Genomic DNA, 21487 nt, shown 5'->3' on the forward strand with positions numbered 1-21487 from the left:
TCGGTAATCAGCGAAATACTTTTGCAGCACAAGATGAATGCCATACGCCTTATATGAACAATTTTGTTCACTGTTAATCCTAGAAGACGCCATATAAATTCGATTTTTTGCTTTAAACGCGCAATTCTCCTAATGTTTTTCAGGCCGCTTGCCAACGTCTTTCGCAATGGTTAGGGTTGAGCCTATGAAAACACCTCATACCCTCATTCAATTACGCCAGCACCGAAGCCTCTGCCTCGTCAGTGCACGACTGCAAAGCTGAAACGCGCTGCCTCGTCCCCCCTGCTTTGTATTTCTTCAGCGAGCCACTTGTCTCTATACGGCCCGCACATTAAAGGATTGCCTGATGACCATGCTCAAAGACCCCTCTTCCAAATATCGCGCCTTTCCGGTCATTGATTTACCTGACCGTACCTGGCCATCGAAAACCATCACCCAAGCGCCGATCTGGTGCAGCTCTGACCTGCGCGACGGCAACCAGTCGCTGATCGAGCCGATGGATGCAGTGAAAAAACTGCGCTTTTGGAAGACCCTGGTCAGCGTTGGCGTTAAAGAAATTGAGGCGTCGTTCCCGGCTGCTTCGCAGACCGACTTTGACTTCGTGCGTACGTTGATCGAAGACGGCCACATCCCGGACGACACCACTATTCAGGTGTTGACCCAAGGCCGTGAAGACCTGATCGCACGGACATTCGAATCGCTGCGCGGCGCGAAAAAAGCCATCGTGCACTTGTACAACGCGACCTCGCCGTCGTTCCGCCGCATCGTGTTCAACCAGGACAAGGACGGCATCAAAGAAATCGCCGTCAGCGCGGCCAAGCTGTTCGTCAAATACGCCGCTCAACAGCCAGAAACCCAGTGGACTTTTGAATACTCCCCAGAGACCTTCAGCGCCACTGAGCTGGAGTTCGCCAAGGAAGTGTGTGACGCGGTGATCGAGGTCTGGAACCCGACGCCTGAGCACAAAGTGATCCTCAACTTGCCTGCCACCGTTGAGTGCGCCACCCCGAACATCTATGCCGACCAGATTGAATGGTTCGGTCGCCACATCAACCGCCGTGACAGCGTGATCATCAGCCTGCACACCCACAACGACCGTGGCACCGGTGTTGCCGCCACTGAGTTGGGCTTGATGGCCGGTGCAGACCGCGTCGAAGGCTGCCTGTTCGGTAACGGCGAGCGCACCGGCAACGTTGACCTGGTGACCGTAGCCCTGAACATGTACACCCAAGGCCTCGACCCGCAGCTGGACTTCTCTGACATTGACGGCGTGCGTAAAGTCGTTGAAGAGTGCAACCAGATCCCGGTTCACCCTCGCCATCCGTATGTGGGCGACTTGGTCCACACTGCGTTCTCGGGCTCGCACCAGGACGCCATCCGCAAAGGTTTCGCCCAGCAGAAGCCCGACGCCCTGTGGGAAGTCCCGTACTTGCCGATCGACCCGGCAGACATTGGCCGTAGCTATGAGGCCGTGATTCGGGTGAACAGCCAGTCCGGTAAAGGCGGGATTGCTTACCTGCTGGAGCAGGAATACGGCATCAGCTTGCCACGCCGCATGCAGATCGAGTTCAGCCAGGTGGTTCAGCGTGAGACCGACCGTCTTGGCCTTGAAATGACCGCGCAGCAGATCCACAGCTTGTTGCACAGCGAGTATCTGCAAGCCAACACCCCGTACGCGCTGGTTAGTCATCGCCTGCAGGAAGAAAACGGCCACAGCGCGGTTGAGGTTGAAGTGTCGGCCAAAGGCGCTGGTGAGACCAACCTGCGTTGGAACGGCAAAGGCAATGGCGCCCTGGAAGCCCTGGTTGCCGGCCTGCCGGTCAAAGCTGAAATCATGGACTACAACGAGCATGCCATCGGTGCTGGCACCAACGCCAAAGCCGCTGCTTACATCGAGCTGCGGGTGAATGGTGAGCGTGCTGTGCATGGTGTGGGCATCGATGAAAACATCACCACCGCCAGCTTCAAGGCCCTGTTCAGCGCCCTGAACCGCTCACTGAGCGAAGCCGACGCTAAAGCTGCCTAAACGTCTGCTGAAACGCAAAAAGGCCCTGAGGTGCGAACCTCAGGGCCTTTTTTGTTGACGCTTTTGTAGGAGCGAGCTTGCCTCGCGATCTTTTGATCTTTCGCAGCCTTCGTACCTCGTCAGCGACTACAGCCGGACGTAGCCTCGCAAAGCTCGTCAACTGCTACGGGGAATGTCTGCGATGCATGATCCCCTGTAGGAGCTGCCGCAGGCTGCGATCTTTTGATCTTTCGCAGCCTTCGTGCCTCGTCAGCGACTACAGCCGGACGTAGCCTCGCAAGGCTCGTCAACTGCTACGGGCGTACGCAGCTCGCGATCTTTTAAAAGATCGCGAGGTGTATCAGTACTTCAGGTCGAAGTTGTCAGCATCCATGTACGCCGGGAAGCGTTCACGGTAGGCACCCAATTCGCTTGCGCTCAGGCTGACCTGGAACACGCCGTCGGCCTCGCCCGCGCTGAGCAAGGTTTCGCCCTGGAAGTCGAGGATCTGGCTGTCGCCGCTGTAGACCAACCCTTTGCCATCGGTCCCAACGCGGTTTACCGCGCCGACGTAGCAGAGGTTTTCAATCGCTCGGGCCGGTAACAGGCGGTTCCAGTGCAAACGGCGCGCACCCGGCCAGTTGGCCGTGTAGAGCAGCAAGTCTGTGTCATGGGGGTCGCTGCTCCACACCGGGAAGCGCAAGTCGTAGCAAATCAACGGGCGGATACGCCAGCCTTTGACCTCAAACTGAACCTGCCGCTCGCCCGGCGTAAAGTGCTCGTGCTCACCAGCCATCCGGAACAAATGGCGTTTGTCGTAGTGCAGCACTTCACCATCAGGCCGCGCCCACAGCAGGCGATTGCGGTGGCTGCCGTCTGCCGCCTGGACGATGACACTGCCAGTCACCACCGCATTGAGTTTTGCCGCCTGGGCTCGTAACCACTTTGTGGCCGGCCCGCCCTCTGGCTCGGCGAGGGTCTCGGACTCCATGCTGAAACCGGTGGTGAACATTTCTGGCAACACCACCAGGTCTGCGCCACGGGCCTGTTCAAGCAACTCCTCGAAGTGCTCGAAATTAGCCTGACGGTCGTGCCACGCCAAGGTGGTTTGCACCAGCGCCAGGGTTAAATCGGGTAAACCTCTTAGATCACGCATAGTTTCTCTGCTGCTTCGCGCAGCGTCTCCTCGCGTTTGGCAAAACACAGACGGACCAGCCGCTGCCCTTCGGGCGGGGTCTGGTAGAACACCGACACCGGAATGGTCGCCACACCGTGTTCACGGGTCAGCCATACGGCCATGTCGACGTCATTGAGGTCCGGACGAATGTGAGCGTAGTCGACCAACTGGAAGTACGTACCTGCTACCGGCGTGAAGGTAAAACGCGATGGCTTTAACAGATCACAGAACAGATCACGCTTGGCCTGGTAAAACCCGGGCAGTTCTTCAACGTGCTCGGGGCTGGCCGCCATATAGTCGGCCAATGCGTACTGCAACGGCGTCACACCGCAAAAACTCACGTATTGGTGCACCTTGCGCAACTCGGCGGTCAACGCGGGCGGCGCCACCACATAACCGGTTTTCCAACCTGTCACGTGGTAGGTCTTGCCGAACGAGCTGACAACGAAAGCACGATGGTACAGCTCGGGGTGTGACAAAACACTGACGTGAGGCACGCCGTCGTACACCAGATGCTCGTACACCTCATCGCTGATCAGGTAGATGTCGCGATCGGCAATCAAGGCCGCCAACTGGTCCAGTTCTGCACGGCTGATCAACGCGCCGCTCGGGTTGTGCGGGGTGTTGAGGATGATCATGCGGGTGCGCGGCGTCAGCGCGTCGGTGAGTTTTTGCCAGTCGATAGAGAAGTCGTCGAGCCCCAACTGCACATGCACGCAACGACCGCCGGCCAACTCTACCGAAGGTTCATAGCTGTCGTAGCACGGGTCGAACACGATAACTTCGTCGCCGGCGTGAATCACCGCCTGGATGGCACAGAAGATGGCTTGGGTAGCGCCCGGAGTGATGGTCACCTCGGTATCGGCATCCACGTGCACGCCATAACTGCGGGCAATTTTGGCCGCCACTTGTGTACGCAAGGCAGGTAAGCCGGTCATGGGCGAATATTGGTTGTGACCACTGGCGATGTGTCGGCCGACGGCATCGCGCAACGCTTGCGGGCCATCAAAGTCAGGAAAACCCTGAGACAAGTTGAGCGCGCCGGTTTCAGCCGCGAGTTGCGACATGCGCGTGAAGATGGTGGTGCCGACATTCGGCAACTTGCTGATAATCATGGCCGTTCCCTGATGAGTTCCCGGCTCTGACTACGGCACAGGACCTAGCGAGAATAGCCCAAACGCCAGACACGAAAAAGGGCTCCTAAAGGTGTGATGCCCGTCAGTGCAGCCACCTGCAATCTGAACGGTAGCAGCGAGCTCGTCTCGCGATCTTTCAAACGTTCAAAAGATCGCGAGACAAGCTCGCTCCTACAAGCAGCATTCTCCCAAAGGAACCCTCTTCAGCGCGTTAGCGCTTGTCTCTACGCTTTTTGTCGGCTTTTTTGTGGTGCGACATCATGCGGCGCTTCTTGTTGACCTGGCGGTCGGTCAAGGAGTTCTTGTTGGCTTCGTACGGGTTCTCGCCACCTTTGAACTCGATGCGGATCGGTGTACCGACCAGCTTCAAGACACGACGGTAGGTGTTTTCGAGGTAACGCACGTAAGACTTCGGAACCTTCTCAACCTGGTTACCGTGGATCACGATGATCGGCGGGTTGGCACCACCCAAGTGGGCGTAACGCAGCTTGATCCGGCGGCTGTTAACCATCGGTGGCGCGTGCTCGCTGACCGCGTCTTCAAGGATCTGGGTCAGACGGTTGGTCGGCCAGCGCGTAACAGCCGACTTGAAGGAGTTCTGCACCGATTGGTACAAGTTACCCACGCCAGTGCCGTGCAGTGCCGAAATGAAGTGGATGTCGGCGAAGTCAACGAAGAACAGGCGACGGGTCAGTTCGACCTTCACGAACTCGCGTTCGCTTGGGGTCATGCCGTCCCACTTGTTGACTGCGATCACCAGTGCACGACCGGCTTCCAGGGCAAAGCCCAGCAGGTTCAGGTCGTGGTCTACCACGCCTTCACGGGCGTCCATCACAAAGATCACCACGTTGGCGTCTTTGATCGCTTGCAGGGTTTTGACCACGGAGAATTTTTCAACTTCTTCGTGGATCTTGCCGCGCTTGCGCACACCGGCGGTGTCGATCAGCGTGTACTTCTCGTCATTACGCTCAAACGGGATGTAGATACTGTCGCGAGTGGTGCCGGGCTGGTCATAAACGATAACGCGGTCTTCACCGAGCATGCGGTTAACCAGCGTCGATTTACCGACGTTAGGGCGACCGATGATTGCGATTTTGATACCGTCTTTTTCGCTTGGGCCAGGAATGCGCTTGGCTTCCTCACCTTCGAGAACGACTTCTTCTTCGCCTTCTTCTGGCTCTTCAGAGTCACGCGGGAAATCACCCAGGGCAATTTCCAGCAACTGCGAGATGCCACGACCATGTGCGCCAGCGATCGGGATCGCGTCGCCCATGCCCAAGGGTGCGAACTCGGCACGCGCCATGTCCGGGTCGATGTTGTCGACCTTGTTGGCGACGACATAAGAGCGCTTGTTACGTTTGCGAAGGTGCTCGCCGATCATCTGGTCAGCGGCAGTGAAACCCGCTTTGGCATCTACCAGGAACAGAACGACATCAGCTTCTTCGATGGCCAGCAGCGACTGCTCGGCCATTTTTTCGTCCATACCGTGCTCGTCACCGGAGATACCGCCGGTGTCGACCAAAATGTAGGAACGCCCTTGCCACTTGGCCTCACCGTATTGGCGATCACGGGTTAGACCGGACAAGTCGCCGACGATGGCGTCACGAGTCCTGGTCAGGCGGTTGAACAAGGTGGACTTGCCGACATTGGGTCGGCCCACCAGGGCGATTACGGGAACCATGCGGCTCTCCACTTCGTTATTTCAGAAAATACAAAAGCCGCTGCAAGGCAGCGGCCAGAGTTCGGAACAGCACAAATGTGCCGCAAACCTTGCAAGAGCAAGGCTGCTTGAGACTCTAGAGTCTCAAGCATAGACGCCTTAGCGAATGGTCAGGGCTTCCAGTTTGCCGCTGTTACCAAACACGTAAATCATGTCACCGACCACCAGCGGACGCGCCCGAAGACCGTCGCTGTCAATGCGGGTACGGCCAACAAAGCGGCCATCAACCTGGCTCAACAGGTGCAGATAGCCTTCGAAGTCACCAACGGCGACATAGCTGGAGAAGACTTCTGGTGCCGACAATTGACGGCGGGCCAGTGCATCGTTGCTCCACAGGACGGTGGTCGAACGTTCGTCAACGCCTTCTACGGTGCCGGAAGCCATGCTGATGTAGACGTTGCCAAAACCTTGGGCGACACCCGCGTAGCTGGAAGCATCACGCTGCCACAGCACACGGCCGCTTTCCAGTTCCAGTGCCGCCATGCGGCCCTGATAGCTGGCGACGTACAAGGTGCCACCGGACAACAGCAGACCACCGTCAATATCGACGATGCGCTCCAGTTCCGAACGGCCTTGTGGTACAGCCACACGGCTTTCCCATACCGGCACGCCGTTTTGGGTATCCAGAGCAACGACTTTACCGGTCGAAAGACCTGCAATTGCCAGATGATTGGTCACCAGCGGTGCGCCCGTACCACGCAGGGTCAGAACACCCGGCGTGCTGTCGTAGATCCAGCGCTGATTGCCGGTGGACGCATCCAGGCCAATCAGGTGGTCGTCCTGGGTCTGAACCACCACAACGTCACCGTTGTTGGCAGGCGGTGCAAGCACTTCGCTGTTAACGCGAGCGCGCCACTTTTCTTCGCCGGTGCTGGCGTCGAGGGCAATCACATCACCCTGCAGAGTGCCGAGCATGAGCAGGCCATAGCCAACACCCACTGCGCCGGAAACAGGCAGCTCGAGGTCTTTCTTCCACTGAACGTCGCCGTTCATGCGGTCGAGCGACATCACGATACCGTTCACGTCAGCGGCGTAGATGGTATTACCTTCAACCGCTGGCGTCAGCATGTTGTAGGTTTTACCCTGGCCGTCACCGATCGAACGGTCCCACTGCTTTTGCAGAACGACTTCTTCTTTGAAGTCCGTCAGCTCAGCTGGCGGAAGTTCTTTTTTGCTGTTGCTGCTGCAACCCGCGGCCAAAACGACCAGAGCCAGCAATGCCGCATGTTTCCAACGCATCACTTCACGCATCCCCTTTGGCCAGGTCATCGAGCTTGATTTGTAAGCCACCTACCGCTGCCTCATCAGACAGTGCAGCCTTGGCTTTTTCGTAGGCAGCGCGTGCGTCATCGGTACGGCCTTGCTGTACCAGCAGGTCGCCTTTGAGTTCTTCACGGCTGGCCAGGAATGCTTTGTCCGAGTCGCCGTCCAGCAGTTTCAAGGCCTCGTCTGCCTTGCCTTGTGCTGCCAACACCTGAGCCAGACGCTGACGCGCCACTTCAGCCAGGGTCGGGTTTGCCGGTTTGTCGACAATGGCCTTGAGTTCGGTGGCCGCGTCATCCAGCTTGCCGGTGTCTACGGCCACTTTGGCCACAAACAGACCGCCAAACTGTGCGTAGGCAGAACCGCCGTACTCGCTGTTCAACTTGTTGGCCAACTCGGCCACACGACCCGCATCTGGCTGCCCGGTAGGCGTCAGTGCGGTTTCAAGCAATTGTTGGTAGAGAATCGACGCACCCTGCGACTGGTTCGTCTGATATTTGTGCCAAGCCTGCCAGCCGAACACCACCACCAGCGCCAGCAAGCCGCCAGTGACCAGGGGTTTGCCGTTGCGCTGCCACCAGTCTTTCAACTCGCCCAGCTGATCATCATCGTTACTCGACACCCCAACACTCCTTATTCGATAAATCGGCTGTTAACCAGCTTCAACCCTGCACGATGCAGGTGGCCAAGTGCTCGGAAAGAGCATCCCAGGCAATAGTTTGTTGTTCGCCCTGGCCACGCAGGGGTTTGACACCTACCACCTGATGGGCCAATTCGTCTTCACCCAGAATCAGTGCAAACAGCGCACCGCTCTTGTCAGCCTTTTTGAACTGGCTCTTGAAGCTGCCAGCACCGGCATTGATTTGCAGGCGCAGGTTTGGCAACTGGTCACGAACGCGTTCGCTCAAGGCCAAGGCAGCCAGTTCAGCGGCCTCACCGAAAGCGCACAGGTAAACATCCACCTGACGCGCAATTTCTTCAGGGATTTGTTCCAGGGTTTCGAGCAGTAGAATCAGACGCTCGATACCCATGGCGAAGCCAACACCCGGTGTTGGCTTGCCACCCATTTGTTCAACCAGACCGTCATAGCGACCGCCGGCACACACCGTGCCCTGGGCACCGAGCTTGTCGGTGACCCACTCAAACACGGTTTTGCTGTAGTAATCGAGGCCACGCACAAGCTTGGGATTGATCACGTACGGAATACCGGCAGCATCCAGGCGAGCCTTGAGGCCCTCAAAGTGCACACGGGATTCTTCGTCGAGGTAATCGACCAGTTTCGGCGCGTCGACCAGCACCGCTTGGGTGTCGGCGTTTTTGGTGTCGAGCACCCGCAGCGGGTTGGTTTTCAGACGGCGCTGGCTGTCTTCGTCAAGCTCGCTCAGGCGCGAGGACAAGTAATCAACCAGTGCGGCACGGTAGCGCCCACGGGCTTCGCTGGTGCCCAGGCTGTTGAGCTCAAGCTTGACCGCATCACGGATCCCCAGCTCGCCCCACAGGCGCCAGGTCAGCACGATCAGCTCGGCGTCGATGTCTGGACCATCCAGGTTGAACACTTCAACCCCAATCTGATGGAACTGGCGATAACGGCCTTTTTGTGGACGCTCGTGGCGGAACATCGGGCCGATGTACCAGAGTTTTTGCACTTGACCGCCGCCGGTGATGCCGTGCTCAAGCACAGCACGTACGCAGGCAGCCGTCCCTTCGGGGCGCAAGGTCAGCGAATCGCCGTTGCGGTCTTCGAAGGTGTACATCTCTTTTTCGACGATGTCAGTGACTTCACCAATCGAGCGCTTGAACAGCTCGGTGAACTCGACGATCGGCATACGGATTTGCTTGTAACCGTAGTTATCCAGCAAACGCGCAACCGTGCCTTCGAAGTAGCGCCACAGCGGCGTCTGCTCGGGCAGGATGTCATTCATGCCACGAATGGCTTGCAGAGACTTGCTCACAAAAAATCCTTAATCCGTTTGGTTAGCCGCGCGCGATAACGGCTGCGTCAGCTTCGACCTTGTCGGCCGCCTTCTGCCGGATCAGCTTTTCAAGCTGGTCCACCAGGTTTTCATTCGTCAATTTTTGCGACGGCTTGCCGTCGATGTAAATCAGGTTGGGCGTACCGCCGGTCAACCCTACGTGAGCCTCTTTGGCTTCGCCGGGACCGTTGACCACACAACCGATCACCGCCACATCCAGCGGCACCAGCAAGTCTTCAAGCCGTACTTCCAGTTCGTTCATGGTTTTCACCACGTCGAAATTCTGCCGGGAACAGCTTGGGCACGCGATGAAATTTATGCCACGTGAACGTAAATGCAGGGACTTGAGGATGTCGTAGCCGACTTTTACTTCCTCGACCGGGTCTGCTGCCAACGAGATGCGAATAGTATCGCCAATCCCCTCGGCGAGCAGCATACCTAGGCCCACGGCAGATTTCACTGTGCCCGAGCGTAAACCACCGGCTTCGGTGATGCCCAAGTGCAGTGGCTGGACGATTTCTTTGGCCAGCAGGCGGTAGGCTTCAACGGCCATGAACACGTCGGAGGCCTTTACGCTGACCTTGAAGTCCTTGAAATTCAGGCGTTCCAGATGCTCTACGTGACGCAGGGCCGACTCAACCAATGCGGCCGGTGTCGGCTCGCCATATTTTTTTTGCAGGTCTTTTTCGAGCGAGCCGGCGTTAACGCCAATACGGATCGGAATACCACGATCGCGGGCGGCATCGACCACCGCACGCACGCGGTCTTCGCGACCGATGTTGCCCGGATTGATCCGCAGGCAATCCACGCCCAGCTCCGCCACGCGCAGTGCGATGCGATAGTCGAAGTGAATATCGGCGACCAACGGCACTTTGACCAACTGCTTGATACGGCCAAACGCTTCAGCGGCGTCCATGTCCGGCACAGAAACCCGGACGATATCGACGCCCGCAGCTTCCAGGCGGTTAATTTGCGCCACTGTTGCAGCCACATCATTGGTGTCGCTGTTGGTCATGCTCTGTACAGCAATAGGGGCATCGCCGCCTACCGGTACCGAGCCAACCCAGATTTTGCGCGATTCGCGACGTTTAATTGGTGATTCGCCGTGCATGACTTATTGACCTAACTTCAGGCGAGCGGTCTCGCCACTGGTGAAAGGAGCCACATCCACAACCTGACCGTTGTAGGTCACCTGCGCGCCGCGGGCATAGCCCAGGCGGACGCTGAAAGGCGGCTTGCCGGTCACATCAAGCGTGTCGCCCTTGCGTTTAAGACCACTGAACAGCACTTTGCCGTTGCCATCAGTGACTTGAGACCAGCAATCAGCGACATAGTTGATATTGACCTTACCGGCACCCGCAACGGGCGCGGTGCTGGCGGCTTGTGGGGTAGCGGGTACGGCAGCCGGAGCAACGGGCGTGGCAGCGGCTGGAGCCGCTGGCTGCACAGGGGCCACTGAAGTGGCTGGCGCTGCTGGCGTTGAAGCAGCCCCGGTAGCAGGCAATGGCAGGTCAGTGCTGGCAGCTTGCTCTGCCGACGGTTGCGGCGCGGCTTCGCCTTCTACATTGGCTTGTGCCACCGCCTGGTCTTCCGGCTCATCGAGCGGGTGGATCTGGGTGGTGCCATCGGCGCCTTCAACTTCTACGTGCTCGGGAGCCAGACCAATCAGGTCCTTGGCGCGCATGGACGTTTGATCCTGCCACCAGAAAAAACCACCGCCCAGGACGGCAATGAGCAGTAACAAACTAATGATGCGCAAAATGGTATGTGACACGCGCACGGGCTCTTCAATACGCCCCAGGCTGTGCACATTGCTGCCATTGGCATCGGTGCCGGTGTACACGTCGAACTCATGCACCAGGCTGGCCTGATCCATACCAAGCAATTTGGCATAGGCGCGGATGTAACCGCGGGCAAAGGTATGGCCCGGCAGTTTGTCGAACGCTCCCGTCTCAAGGTTGCTCAAGGAACTGGCCGTGAGATTGAGTTTCAGGGCGACTTCAGCCAGGGTCCATCCATTGTTTTCACGGGCCAGACGCAAGGTCTCACCGGGATTGACACGAGTCGCTGCTAGAACTTCGGGTTGCGCCGCTTTCATCATTGCTCCGACAGGTATTGCTGATATTCCGGCGTGCCGGGATAGAGTCGTTGTAGTTGCTGGCCATAGTTGGCTGTGGAGGTGCGCTCATCGAAAACACTCGCCAGTCGCGCACCGAGCAATAGACTACGTGCATTTTGCCCGCTAAGCAGGCTAAAACGATCGTAATAGTCACGTGCTGGCACATAATGCCTGTCTTCGTAAGACATCTCAGCCATTTCGAGCAGTGCACGGGGTTGCTGACGGTTCAGGCGCAAGGCTTTTTCAAGCTGCTGGCGCCCCACATCACGCTGCCCCAGCATGAGCGAAGTGACCCCAAGGTTCTCGTAAACACGCGAACGCTCAGGGTACAGGCTGTCTGCCGAGGCTTTTAGAAACTGGCTGTAAGCGTCCTGATAGCGCTGTTGCTCAAACAGGAAGCTGCCGTAGTTGTTGATGATTCGCGTGTCAGTCGGCCGTCCGCTTAACGCGGTCTGGAACGCTCGCTCTGCAAGCGCAGGCTCCATTTCGTACTGAAACACCAAGGCCAGTGCGGCGTTGGTGTCCGGGTCCGTCTTGTTGAGTTCGAGGGCTTTGCTGAGGGGGACTTTGGCTTGTTCGGCCATCCCCTGCTGGAGATAACCAAGCCCTAGCTGAACATAGGCCTGACGCGCTTCTTCACGCCCCTTGTCGCTACTCAACGGGTTTGAATCACCCGATGAGACACAGCCAGCCAAGAGGCCGACCATGAGGACAGGGAGCGCAGCGCGCAAGATCATAGGTTTCCTCTCTCAGGGCTGAGCCGCAGCGTTTTGCGCCAGATCAGTCTCAGCATTGAGTTCGCGAGCGGCGATCAGGCGCGAGCTACGGCGGGTGCGGTCATTGACCTGACCCACCAACTGCCCGCAAGCCGCATCGATATCTTCACCACGGGTGGTGCGCACGGTCACGTTGTAACCCGCTTGCTGGAGCAGTTCCTGGAAACGACGAATGGCGTTGTTGCTTGGACGCTCATAGCCCGAATGCGGGAACGGGTTAAACGGGATCAGGTTGATCTTGCACGGCGTGTCCTTGAGCAGTTCGATCATTTGCACCGCATGATCGACGTGGTCATTGACGCCTTTGAGCAGGGTGTATTCAACGGTCAGAACACGCTTTTCGCCCAGGCTCGACATGTAGTTGCGGCAGGACTCAAGCAGCATTTTGAGCGGGTATTTCTTGTTGATCGGCACCAACTGACTGCGCAGTTCGTCGTTTGGTGCGTGCAGCGACAACGCCAGGGACACGTCGATGTGCTTGGACAGCTCATCGATCATGGGCACCACGCCCGAGGTGGACAGGGTCACCCGGCGCTTGGAGATGCCATAGCCCAGGTCATCCATCATCAGATGCATGGCGGCGATCACGTTGTCGAAGTTCAGCAGCGGCTCACCCATGCCCATCATCACCACGTTGGTGATGGCACGGTCGATGGTTGCCGGGACGCTGCCAAAAGATTTGTTGGCAATCCACACCTGACCAATCACTTCGGCCACGGTGAGGTTGCTATTGAAACCTTGCTTGCCGGTGGAGCAGAAACTGCAATCCAGGGCACAGCCTGCCTGGGACGAAACGCACAACGTGCCGCGTTTGCCCTGGGGAATATAAACGGTCTCGACGCAGCTGCCGGACTCAACGCGCACCACCCACTTACGGGTGCCATCGCTGGAGATGTCCTCGCTGACGACTTCAGGTCCACGAACCTCAGCAATAGCCTTGAGCTTGTCGCGCAAGGCTTTGCTGACGTTAGTCATGGCGTCGAAATCATCGACGCCAAAGTGGTGAATCCACTTCATGACCTGACCGGCACGGAAACGCTTCTCCCCGATTGAGTCGAAGAATTTCTCCATTTCCGGCTGAGTCAGACCCAACAGGTTAGTTTTGCCAGTCGTTGCAATCATGTCTTCACCCTCACTCACAAGCCAATGCTTAGCGAGTGGTTACTTCAGTAGCTGCGAAAAAGTAAGCGATTTCGCGTGCAGCGGCTGCTTCCGAGTCGGAACCGTGAACAGCGTTAGCGTCGATGGATTCAGCGAAGTCAGCACGGATGGTGCCAGCAGCGGCTTCTTTAGGGTTGGTAGCGCCCATCAGCTCACGGTTCAGAGCGATAGCGTTTTCGCCTTCCAGAACCTGAACAACAACTGGACCGGAGATCATGAAAGCAACCAGGTCGGCGAAGAAGCCGCGCTCGCTGTGCTCAGCGTAGAAGCCTTCAGCTTCTGCTTTGGACAGTTGCTTCAGTTTGGAAGCTACAACCTTCAGGCCAGCGTCTTCGAAACGGGTAACGATCTTGCCGATAACGTTTTTAGCAACGGCGTCAGGCTTGATGATGGAGAAAGTACGTTGAACAGCCATGGTGTAACTCCAGAAACAGTGATTTAAGCGAAAAATTAAACCCGCGAATTATACGCGGGTTCTTGGGTATTGCATAATTACGAACGTTGCGGGCTTAGTCAGCCTCTTCGATCCACAAACCCTGAATGGCTTCGAGGACTTTCTCCCCGCCGCGATCCGGGATGTCGTCAAAGTCAGGCAACGCCATAACCAGGTTACGCAGCTTGACGAAGTTCACCGTCAGCGGATTAACATCCGGGTGAGCCTCAGCCAGCTGTATAGCAATTTCTTGTACATCAACCCATTTCAGACTCATGACAATTCCTTTAAGCAATTGGCGAGGCCATGTATCGGCGAGTTTCGCCCGATCGCAGCCTCGTGCCTCGTCAGCGACTACAGACGTGCAGCGCTATCAGTGCGGCGCTTCGGCAGCATGGTTGAGTGAGTATTTCGGGATTTCGACGGTCAGGTCTTCTTCACCGACAAGCGCCTGGCACGCCAGACGCGAGTGCGCTTCCAGACCCCAGGCTTTGTCCAGATAGTCTTCTTCGAGCTCATCGGCTTCTTCGAGCGAGTCGAAACCTTCGCGAATGATGCAATGACACGTGGTGCAGGCACAGACGCCGCCACAGGCGCTTTCCATCTCGATGTGGTGCTCATGCGCCAACTCAAGGATCGAAGTGCCGGGCTCAGCCTCTACAACCAGGCCATCCGGACAGAACTTCTCATGGGGCAGAAAAATGACCTGCGGCATTGTTATTCCTCAATCTCATTCAGGTTGCGCCCCGCCAGAGCGGCTTTGACGGTCAAATCCATACGGCGGGCAGCAAAAGCATCGGTCACTTGCGACAGACGCTTGGTCTGTTGCTCGATAGCATAGCCATCGGTGCCTTCTAATAATTCGGATAATTCCTGCATTTGCAGTTCGATGACCATGCGTTCTTCGGCATCCAGCAAACGCTCGCCGTCGACCTCAAGGGCAGCTTGCACGGCTTCGATCAGGCGCCGGGCATCGACTTGCTGCTCGCGCAGGACACGGGCGACCTTGTCGTCACCGGCGTACTGGAACGAATCTTTGAGCATTTTGGCGATTTCGCCATCGGTCAGCCCGTACGACGGCTTGACCTGAATGCTGGCCTCAACACCCGAGCCCAATTCACGGGCCGAGACACTGAGCAAGCCATCAGCGTCGACCTGGAAGGTCACGCGGATTTTCGCAGCACCCGCCACCATCGGCGGAATACCGCGCAGTTCAAAGCGCGCCAGTGAGCGGCAATCGCTGATCAGCTCGCGCTCGCCTTGCAGCACATGCACCATCATGGCCGTCTGGCCATCTTTGTAGGTAGTGAAGTCTTGCGCGCGGGCCACCGGGATCGTGGTGTTACGCGGAATGACTTTTTCCATCAGGCCGCCCATGGTCTCCAGACCCAGCGACAAGGGAATCACGTCAAGCAGCAGCAACTCGCCACCATCGCGTTTGTTGCCCGCCAGGGTATCTGCCTGAATCGCAGCACCAATGGCAACCACTTGGTCCGGATCGATGTCCGTCAGCGGCTCACGACCAAACATCTCAGCCACAGCCTCGCGAACACGCGGCACGCGGGTCGAACCCCCGACCATCACCACCGCCTGAACATCTTCAAGCTCAATATTGGCGTCACGCACGGCACGGCGGCAGGCTTTGAGGCTGCGCGCAACCATCGGCTCGATCAGCGCATTGAAGGCATCACGGGTCAGCACTGCCTGCCAATCGCCATAGCTGACAGGCACCGAGGACGCATCGGTCAGCGCCTCTTTGGCCGCACAGGCCATTTGCAACAACTGGCGCTGAGCCCCCGGATCAAGGTCCGCCGACAAACCGGCCTGCTCGACGATCCAGCTCGCAATGGCGTGGTCAAAGTCGTCGCCGCCCAGGGCGCTGTCGCCCCCCGTGGCCAAGACTTCAAAAACACCACCGGTCAAACGCAGGATCGAGATATCGAACGTACCGCCACCCAGGTCATAGATCGCAACAACGCCCTCTGCCTGCTGGTCCAGACCGTAAGCCACTGCCGCAGCCGTCGGCTCGTTGAGCAGGCGCAACACATTCAGCCCGGCCAGACGCGCAGCATCTTTGGTGGCCTGACGTTGAGCATCGTCAAAATAGGCAGGAACGGTAATCACCGCCCCGACCAATTCACCGCCCAAGGTCTTTTCAGCACGCTCGCGCAACACCTTCAAGATATCCGCAGACACCTCTACCGGGCTTTTCGGGCCTTGTACGGTGTCAATGAACGGCATGTGCGACTCACCGCCGACAAAGCGGTAAGGCAGCTGCTCGCCCAATTGCTTGACGTCGGACAGACCACGACCCATCAAACGCTTGACTGACAACACGGTGTTGTAAGGGTCACTGGAGGCCGCCAGGCGTGCGGATTCACCTACCTCGACGCGGTCTGCGTGATAACGCACCGCAGAAGGCAGGATGATTCGACCTTCGGCATCAGCCAGCGGCTCGGAAAGACCACTGCGCAATGCAGCGACCAGCGAATTGGTAGTACCCAAGTCGATACCCACAGCCAGGCGACGCTGGTGCGGTTGAGGACTTTGGCCGGGTTCGGCGATCTGCAGTAGGGCCATTGTGATCAGGACTTATCTGTATATCAGGCGTGCAACCGTGGCGGCACTGGGTTAATCGTCGAGGCGCTCTTCTAACTGGCGCACTTCGTAGGTGAGCTTGTCGAGGAACTGCATGCGGCGCATCAGGCGTTCAGCCTGTTCACGCTGTGCAGCATCATCCCAACAGGCAGCGAAGCTTTCGTTCAATTGGTTCTGAGCGGCTTTAAGACGACGCTTGAATGCGGCAACACCCGCTACATCGGCATCGTCTTGAAGGTCTTCAAGCTCTTCGCGCCATTGCATCTGCTGCATCAGAAACTCGGGGTCATGCACCGTGACTTCAAGGGGCATGTCGCCACCACTCATCGCGAGCAAGTAACGCGCACGTTTAGAGGGGCTTTTGAGTGTCTGATACGCCTCATTGAGGCTGGCGGATTGCTCCAGCGCCAGTCGCTGCTCACGCTCGGAAGCATCAGCAAAGCGGTCCGGGTGCACACCACGCGCCAACTCACGGTAACGCGTGGCCAACTGATCGAGGTCCAGATTGAAGCTCGGCTGCAGTTCAAACAAAGCAAAATGACAAGGAGTACCCACGACTGGCCTCAGATGTTGAAGCTCTCGCCGCAGCCACATTCGCCGCGCACGTTGGGGTTATTGAACTTGAAGCCTTCGTTGAGGCCTTCCTTGACGAAATCCAGCTCGGTGCCGTCAAGGTAGGTCAGGCTTTTAGGATCAATGATCACTTTTTCGCCATGGGTTTCGAAGACTTGATCGTCTGCGCCCACTTCATCGACAAACTCCAGCACATAGGCAAGACCGGAACAGCCCGTGGTGCGAACACCCAGACGAATCCCCTCACCTTTGCCGCGCCCATCAAGGGAGCGGCGAATATGCTTGGCCGCCGCCTCTGTCATGCTGATAGCCATCGTGACTCCTTACCTCTCGCCAGTATCATCACCGGCCCTTGCCCTTTCAGGCACAGGCCATTCGGGTCAGATCAAACCTTTCTTCTGCTTGTAGTCGCGAACGGCGGCCTTGATGGCGTCTTCAGCGAGTACCGAGCAGTGAATTTTTACAGGTGGCAAGGCCAGTTCTTCAGCCAGCTGAGTGTTCTTGATGGTCTCTGCTTCATCCAGAGTTTTGCCCTTCATCCACTCGGTTGCCAGGGAGCTGGAAGCAATTGCCGAACCGCAACCATAGGTCTTGAACTTGGCATCTTCAATGATGCCCTGCTCGTTCACCTTGATCTGCAGACGCATAACGTCGCCGCAGGCCGGTGCACCCACCATGCCGGTACCGACATCTGGGTCTTCCGCGTCCATCTTGCCGACGTTGCGCGGGTTTTCGTAGTGGTCAATGACCTTTTCGCTGTAAGCCATGGTACTAATCCTCACTCATCAGAGTCGCTCTTCAGACGCTGTAAAACTGCTATTCGCTGCGCTCTGCAGCGTCTGCTTGCGGCGACTTAAGTTATTAGTGCGCCGCCCATTCGATTTTCGAAATGTCGATGCCGTCTTTGTACATGTCCCACAGCGGCGACAGGGCGCGCAGCTTGGTAACAGCCTCGCAAACCTTCTGCGCGGCGTAGTCGATTTCTTCTTCAGTGGTGAAACGACCGAAGGTGAAACGGATCGAGCTGTGTGCCAGTTCGTCGTTGCGGCCCAGGGCACGCAATACATAGGACGGCTCAAGGGAAGCAGAGGTGCACGCCGAACCGGACGATACCGCCAGATCCTTGAGCGCCATGATCAGCGACTCGCCTTCAACGTAGTTGAAGCTCAGGTTCAGGTTGTGCGGTACGCGGGCGGTCATGCTGCCGTTAACGTACAGCTCTTCAAGGTGTTCAACCTGCTTGAAGAAACGGTCGCTCAAGGCTTTGATACGGACGTTTTCGGCGGCCATTTCTTCTTTGGCGATCTGGAACGCTTCACCCATGCCCACGATCTGGTGGGTGGCCAAGGTGCCCGAACGCATGCCGCGCTCGTGACCGCCGCCGTGCATGGCAGCTTCGATACGCACGCGAGGCTTGCGGCTTACGTACAGTGCGCCGATGCCTTTAGGGCCGTAGGTTTTGTGAGCCGAGAAGGACATCAGGTCCACTTTCAGCTTGGCCAGGTCGATTTCAACCTTGCCGGTCGACTGGGCAGCGTCCACATGGAACAACACGCCGCGCGAGCGAGTCAGCTCGCCAATGGCTGCGATGTCGTTGATGGTGCCGATTTCGTTGTTGACGTGCATGATCGACACCAGAATGGTGTCTTCACGCAGTGCGGCTTCAACCATGGCCGGGGTGACCAGACCATCTTCACCTGGCTCGATGTAAGTCACTTCAAAGCCTTCACGCTCCAGCTGACGCATGGTGTCGAGAACGGCTTTGTGTTCAATTTTGTCGGTGATCAGGTGCTTGCCCTTGGAGGCATAGAAGTGTGCTGCACCTTTGATTGCCAGGTTGTTCGCTTCGGTCGCACCGGAGGTCCAGACAATTTCACGCGGGTCTGCGTTAACCAGATCAGCAACCTGACGGCGAGCGTTTTCTACCGCTTCTTCAGCTTTCCAGCCAAAGACGTGAGAGCGCGAAGCCGGGTTACCGAAGTTCCCGTCAACCAGCAGGCAGTCGCTCATTTTTTGAGCAACGCGCGGATCAACCGGGGTGGTGGCTGAGTAATCAAGGTAAATCGGCAATTTCATGGACTATCTCCTAAATCAGGCTGGCTGGCGCACCGTCGTTTTTATGCAATCACTCGACGGCGGACGCTTCGATCTTATCCAGGTGCGGCGCTTTGCCATTACAGCGGCGCTGATCCTGACGCTGGGCTACTTCTTGTACCTCACGGCGAGTAACAAGATCAGCCAAGCTGATACCACTGAGAAATTCGTGGATTTGCAGGCTCAAATCGCACCACAGGTGGTGGGTCAGGCACGTGTCGCCGGCATGGCAATCGCCAAGGCCCTGGCAGCGCGTGGCGTCGACCGATTCGTTCACTGCATCAATCACCTGGGCAACCTGAATACCTTGCATATCGCGCGACAGCTGATAGCCGCCGCCAGGGCCACGAACGCTGGAGACCAGGCTGCTGCGGCGCAATTTGGCGAACAGTTGCTCAAGGTAGGAAAGAGAGATGCCCTGGCGCTCGGAAATATCAGCCAGGGACACCGGCCCGTGCTGTGCGTGCAACGCTAAATCGAGCATTGCAGTTACGGCGTAGCGGCCTTTTGTAGTCAGTCTCATGGACAGGTACCACGGAATTCGGAATGGAGGCGAGTATGCTATTCCCGACTGTTTAAGTCAACTATTAGACCTAGTACTTTAGTCGGGATTACCCGCAAAGAGCGGCGGCATTGTAGCAGGGTCTGCGGCGTAATGGCACATGAAGCAGATCCAACGGCCACACACAATCAATGTGGGAGCGGGCTTGCCCGCGATGGCTTCGACGCAGCACTTCAGGCAAACCGCGTAAAGGCTATCGCGAGCAAGCCCGCTCCCACCGGCCAATTACAGCGCTTTGCTTTCGTCCTTGCCCTGGACGCAGGCGAAGTCTTCTTCGCGCAGTTCTGGCAGTTCTTTGGCGCAATAAGGGCTGCCCAAGTCTTTCAAGGCCCCGCACATGCCGTCCAGCTTGCCGTCAACCGCCTGCAAGTGGTCCAGCAACTGGGCAATGGCGCGCGCCACAGGGTCTGGCATGTCTTCGCTTACGCCATAGGCATCAAAACCGATTTTCTCGGCCATGGCTTTGCGCTTCGCCTCGGCCTCATCATCACTTTTGACGATGATCCGACCCGGAATGCCGACCACGGTCGCGCCCGCAGGCACCGCCTTGGTCACCACCGCATTGGAGCCTACTTTAGCCCCCGCACCGACGGTAAACGGGCCCAGTACCTTGGCGCCCGCGCCTACCACGACACCGCTTTCCAGTGTCGGGTGGCGCTTGCCTTTGTTCCAACTGGTGCCGCCCAGGGTTACGCCCTGGTACAAGGTCACGTCATCACCGATTTCAGCGGTCTCACCGATCACAATGCCCATGCCGTGGTCGATAAAGAAACGACGACCAACCTTGGCACCCGGATGAATTTCAATCCCGGTCAGCCAGCGGCCAAAGTTCGACACCAGGCGCGCAAGCCACTTCCAGCCCGCGCCCCACAACATGCCCGAGAGGCGATGGATCCAGATCGCATGCATGCCCGGGTAGCACGTCAACACTTCGAAAGCATTGCGCGCCGCCGGGTCACGATGGAAAACGCTTTGAATATCTTCACGCAGACGCTCGAACATCATTAATCCTTGCGCTTTAGCAGCTCGCCACGGGCCGCTTTTTGGGTTTCGGTGAGAATGCCACGCAAAATGTTCATCTCTGCACGACTGACCGAGCTGCGCCCGTACAGTCTGCGCAGGCGCGCCATCAGATGACGCGGTTTTTCCGGGTCGAGAAATTCGATAGCCACCAACGTCTGCTCCAGGTGCTCGTAAAAGCGCTCCAGCTCATCCATGGTCGCCAGCTCCGTGCTTTTAGTGGAGGCGACTTCTTCTTTTTCAATCTTGCTCGGCTGACCTTGCGCGGCCAGCCAGGCCATGCGGATCTCGTAGCTCAACACCTGCACCGCTGCACCCAGGTTCAGGGAGCTGAACTCAGGGTCGGACGGGATGTGCACATGGTAATGACAACGCTGCAGCTCTTCGTTGGTCAGGCCGGAGTCCTCACGACCGAACACCAACGCGATTTCAGCGCCCTGCCCCGCCTCTTCGACGACTTTTTGCCCACATTCGCGTGGATCCAGCAGCGGCCAAGGGATACGGCGGTCACGAGCACTGGTGCCCAACACCAGATTGCAGCCCACCAGCGCATCTTCCAGCGAGGCGACGACTTGCGCATTTTCAAGAATATCGCCCGCGCCGGACGCCCGGGCATCGGCCTCGTGATGCGGAAAGACCCTTGGCTCGACCAGCACCAAACGCGACAACCCCATGTTTTTCATGGCTCGCGCAGCACCGCCGATGTTGCCGGGATGGCTGGTATTGACCAGAACGACACGAATATTAGACAGCAATGGGAGCGCTCACAGACCGGTAAAAGGGAGCAAATCTTACCTAAGCCCATCACCTTAAGCTACGTAAGCAAACGCAAACCTTCATCTGCCAAAATTTTCTGTTAGAATGTCCGGCTTTCTTT

The 21487-nt window shown here is 57.5% G+C and carries 22 protein-coding genes; 1 reads left to right on the top strand and 21 read right to left on the bottom strand.

Annotated elements, in window-relative coordinates; all coding sequences use genetic code 11:
* The first annotated feature begins 346 nt into the window (after positions 1-346).
* A complete protein-coding gene (gene leuA / locus TU84_RS03115) occupies positions 347-2026 on the top strand; it encodes a 2-isopropylmalate synthase (protein WP_048367074.1) in 1680 nt (559 codons plus the stop codon).
* Between the two features lie 340 nt (positions 2027-2366).
* Here the strand turns inward: leuA and TU84_RS03120 are convergent, their stop codons facing one another.
* The 21 genes from TU84_RS03120 to trmJ form a co-directional block, all read right to left on the bottom strand.
* Entirely contained in the window at positions 2367-3161 is a 795-nt protein-coding gene (locus TU84_RS03120; RefSeq protein ID WP_048367075.1) for an amidohydrolase, read from the bottom strand.
* The gene (locus TU84_RS03125; RefSeq protein WP_048367077.1) at positions 3149-4297 is read right to left on the bottom strand and encodes a pyridoxal phosphate-dependent aminotransferase; all 1149 of its coding nucleotides are present in this window, start codon (positions 4295-4297) and stop codon (positions 3149-3151) included. Before TU84_RS03125 ends, TU84_RS03120 begins: the two co-directional genes overlap by 13 nt.
* A 232-nt stretch (positions 4298-4529) precedes the next feature.
* Positions 4530-5999 (bottom strand): ribosome biogenesis GTPase Der, encoded by a 1470-nt coding sequence (der, locus tag TU84_RS03130; protein WP_048367078.1) that lies wholly within the window; start codon positions 5997-5999, stop codon positions 4530-4532.
* Positions 6000-6137: 138 nt separating this feature from the next.
* Positions 6138-7289: an outer membrane protein assembly factor BamB gene (gene bamB, locus TU84_RS03135; RefSeq protein ID WP_048367080.1), complete on the bottom strand. Its 1152-nt coding sequence runs from the start codon at positions 7287-7289 to the stop codon at positions 6138-6140.
* A complete protein-coding gene (locus tag TU84_RS03140; RefSeq protein WP_048367082.1) occupies positions 7282-7923 on the bottom strand; it encodes a tetratricopeptide repeat protein in 642 nt (213 codons plus the stop codon). The genes bamB and TU84_RS03140 overlap by 8 nt, the downstream gene beginning before the upstream one ends.
* Before the next feature lie 40 nt (positions 7924-7963).
* Positions 7964-9253, bottom strand: coding sequence for a histidine--tRNA ligase (hisS, locus tag TU84_RS03145; RefSeq protein WP_048367083.1), 1290 nt, complete (start codon positions 9251-9253; stop codon positions 7964-7966).
* 22 nt (positions 9254-9275) lie between these two features.
* Positions 9276-10385, bottom strand: coding sequence for a flavodoxin-dependent (E)-4-hydroxy-3-methylbut-2-enyl-diphosphate synthase (gene ispG / locus TU84_RS03150; protein WP_019408672.1), 1110 nt, complete (start codon positions 10383-10385; stop codon positions 9276-9278).
* A 3-nt stretch (positions 10386-10388) separates the two neighbouring features.
* A complete protein-coding gene (locus TU84_RS03155) occupies positions 10389-11372 on the bottom strand; it encodes a RodZ domain-containing protein (protein ID WP_048367084.1) in 984 nt (327 codons plus the stop codon).
* Entirely contained in the window at positions 11372-12130 is a 759-nt protein-coding gene (gene pilW / locus TU84_RS03160) for a type IV pilus biogenesis/stability protein PilW (RefSeq protein ID WP_048367085.1), read from the bottom strand. Before pilW ends, TU84_RS03155 begins: the two co-directional genes overlap by 1 nt.
* Positions 12131-12142: 12 nt before the next feature.
* Entirely contained in the window at positions 12143-13291 is a 1149-nt protein-coding gene (gene rlmN / locus TU84_RS03165) for a 23S rRNA (adenine(2503)-C(2))-methyltransferase RlmN (protein WP_048367086.1), read from the bottom strand.
* Positions 13292-13319: 28 nt separating this feature from the next.
* Positions 13320-13745, bottom strand: a complete 426-nt coding sequence (gene ndk / locus TU84_RS03170) for a nucleoside-diphosphate kinase (protein ID WP_048367087.1) — start codon at positions 13743-13745, stop codon at positions 13320-13322.
* A gap of 94 nt (positions 13746-13839) precedes the next feature.
* Entirely contained in the window at positions 13840-14040 is a 201-nt protein-coding gene (gene iscX / locus TU84_RS03175) for a Fe-S cluster assembly protein IscX (protein WP_048367088.1), read from the bottom strand.
* Between the two features lie 96 nt (positions 14041-14136).
* Complete coding sequence (fdx, locus tag TU84_RS03180; RefSeq protein ID WP_048367090.1) at positions 14137-14478, bottom strand: ISC system 2Fe-2S type ferredoxin; 342 nt, start codon at positions 14476-14478, stop codon at positions 14137-14139.
* A 2-nt stretch (positions 14479-14480) separates the two neighbouring features.
* Positions 14481-16343 (bottom strand): Fe-S protein assembly chaperone HscA, encoded by a 1863-nt coding sequence (gene hscA / locus TU84_RS03185; protein ID WP_048367091.1) that lies wholly within the window; start codon positions 16341-16343, stop codon positions 14481-14483.
* Between the two features lie 51 nt (positions 16344-16394).
* Entirely contained in the window at positions 16395-16916 is a 522-nt protein-coding gene (hscB, locus tag TU84_RS03190) for a co-chaperone HscB (RefSeq protein WP_048367092.1), read from the bottom strand.
* 8 nt (positions 16917-16924) lie between these two features.
* Positions 16925-17248 carry an iron-sulfur cluster assembly protein IscA gene (iscA, locus tag TU84_RS03195; protein WP_048367093.1) on the bottom strand — a complete coding sequence of 108 codons (324 nt, stop codon included), beginning with the start codon at positions 17246-17248 and terminating at the stop codon, positions 16925-16927.
* Between the two features lie 66 nt (positions 17249-17314).
* A complete protein-coding gene (gene iscU, locus TU84_RS03200; RefSeq protein WP_003443374.1) occupies positions 17315-17701 on the bottom strand; it encodes a Fe-S cluster assembly scaffold IscU in 387 nt (128 codons plus the stop codon).
* 94 nt (positions 17702-17795) lie between these two features.
* Positions 17796-19010, bottom strand: coding sequence for an IscS subfamily cysteine desulfurase (locus TU84_RS03205; protein ID WP_048367095.1), 1215 nt, complete (start codon positions 19008-19010; stop codon positions 17796-17798).
* Between the two features lie 49 nt (positions 19011-19059).
* On the bottom strand, positions 19060-19551 hold the full coding sequence (iscR, locus tag TU84_RS03210; protein ID WP_047273839.1) for a Fe-S cluster assembly transcriptional regulator IscR: 492 nt from the start codon (positions 19549-19551) through the stop codon (positions 19060-19062).
* 264 nt (positions 19552-19815) lie between these two features.
* Complete coding sequence (gene cysE, locus TU84_RS03215; protein ID WP_048367097.1) at positions 19816-20592, bottom strand: serine O-acetyltransferase; 777 nt, start codon at positions 20590-20592, stop codon at positions 19816-19818.
* Between the two features lie 2 nt (positions 20593-20594).
* Complete coding sequence (trmJ, locus tag TU84_RS03220; RefSeq protein ID WP_048367099.1) at positions 20595-21365, bottom strand: tRNA (cytosine(32)/uridine(32)-2'-O)-methyltransferase TrmJ; 771 nt, start codon at positions 21363-21365, stop codon at positions 20595-20597.
* Between the last annotated feature and the right edge of the window lie 122 nt (positions 21366-21487).

The organism is Pseudomonas helleri (genome assembly GCF_001043025.1).
Lineage (GTDB): Bacteria > Pseudomonadota > Gammaproteobacteria > Pseudomonadales > Pseudomonadaceae > Aquipseudomonas > Aquipseudomonas helleri.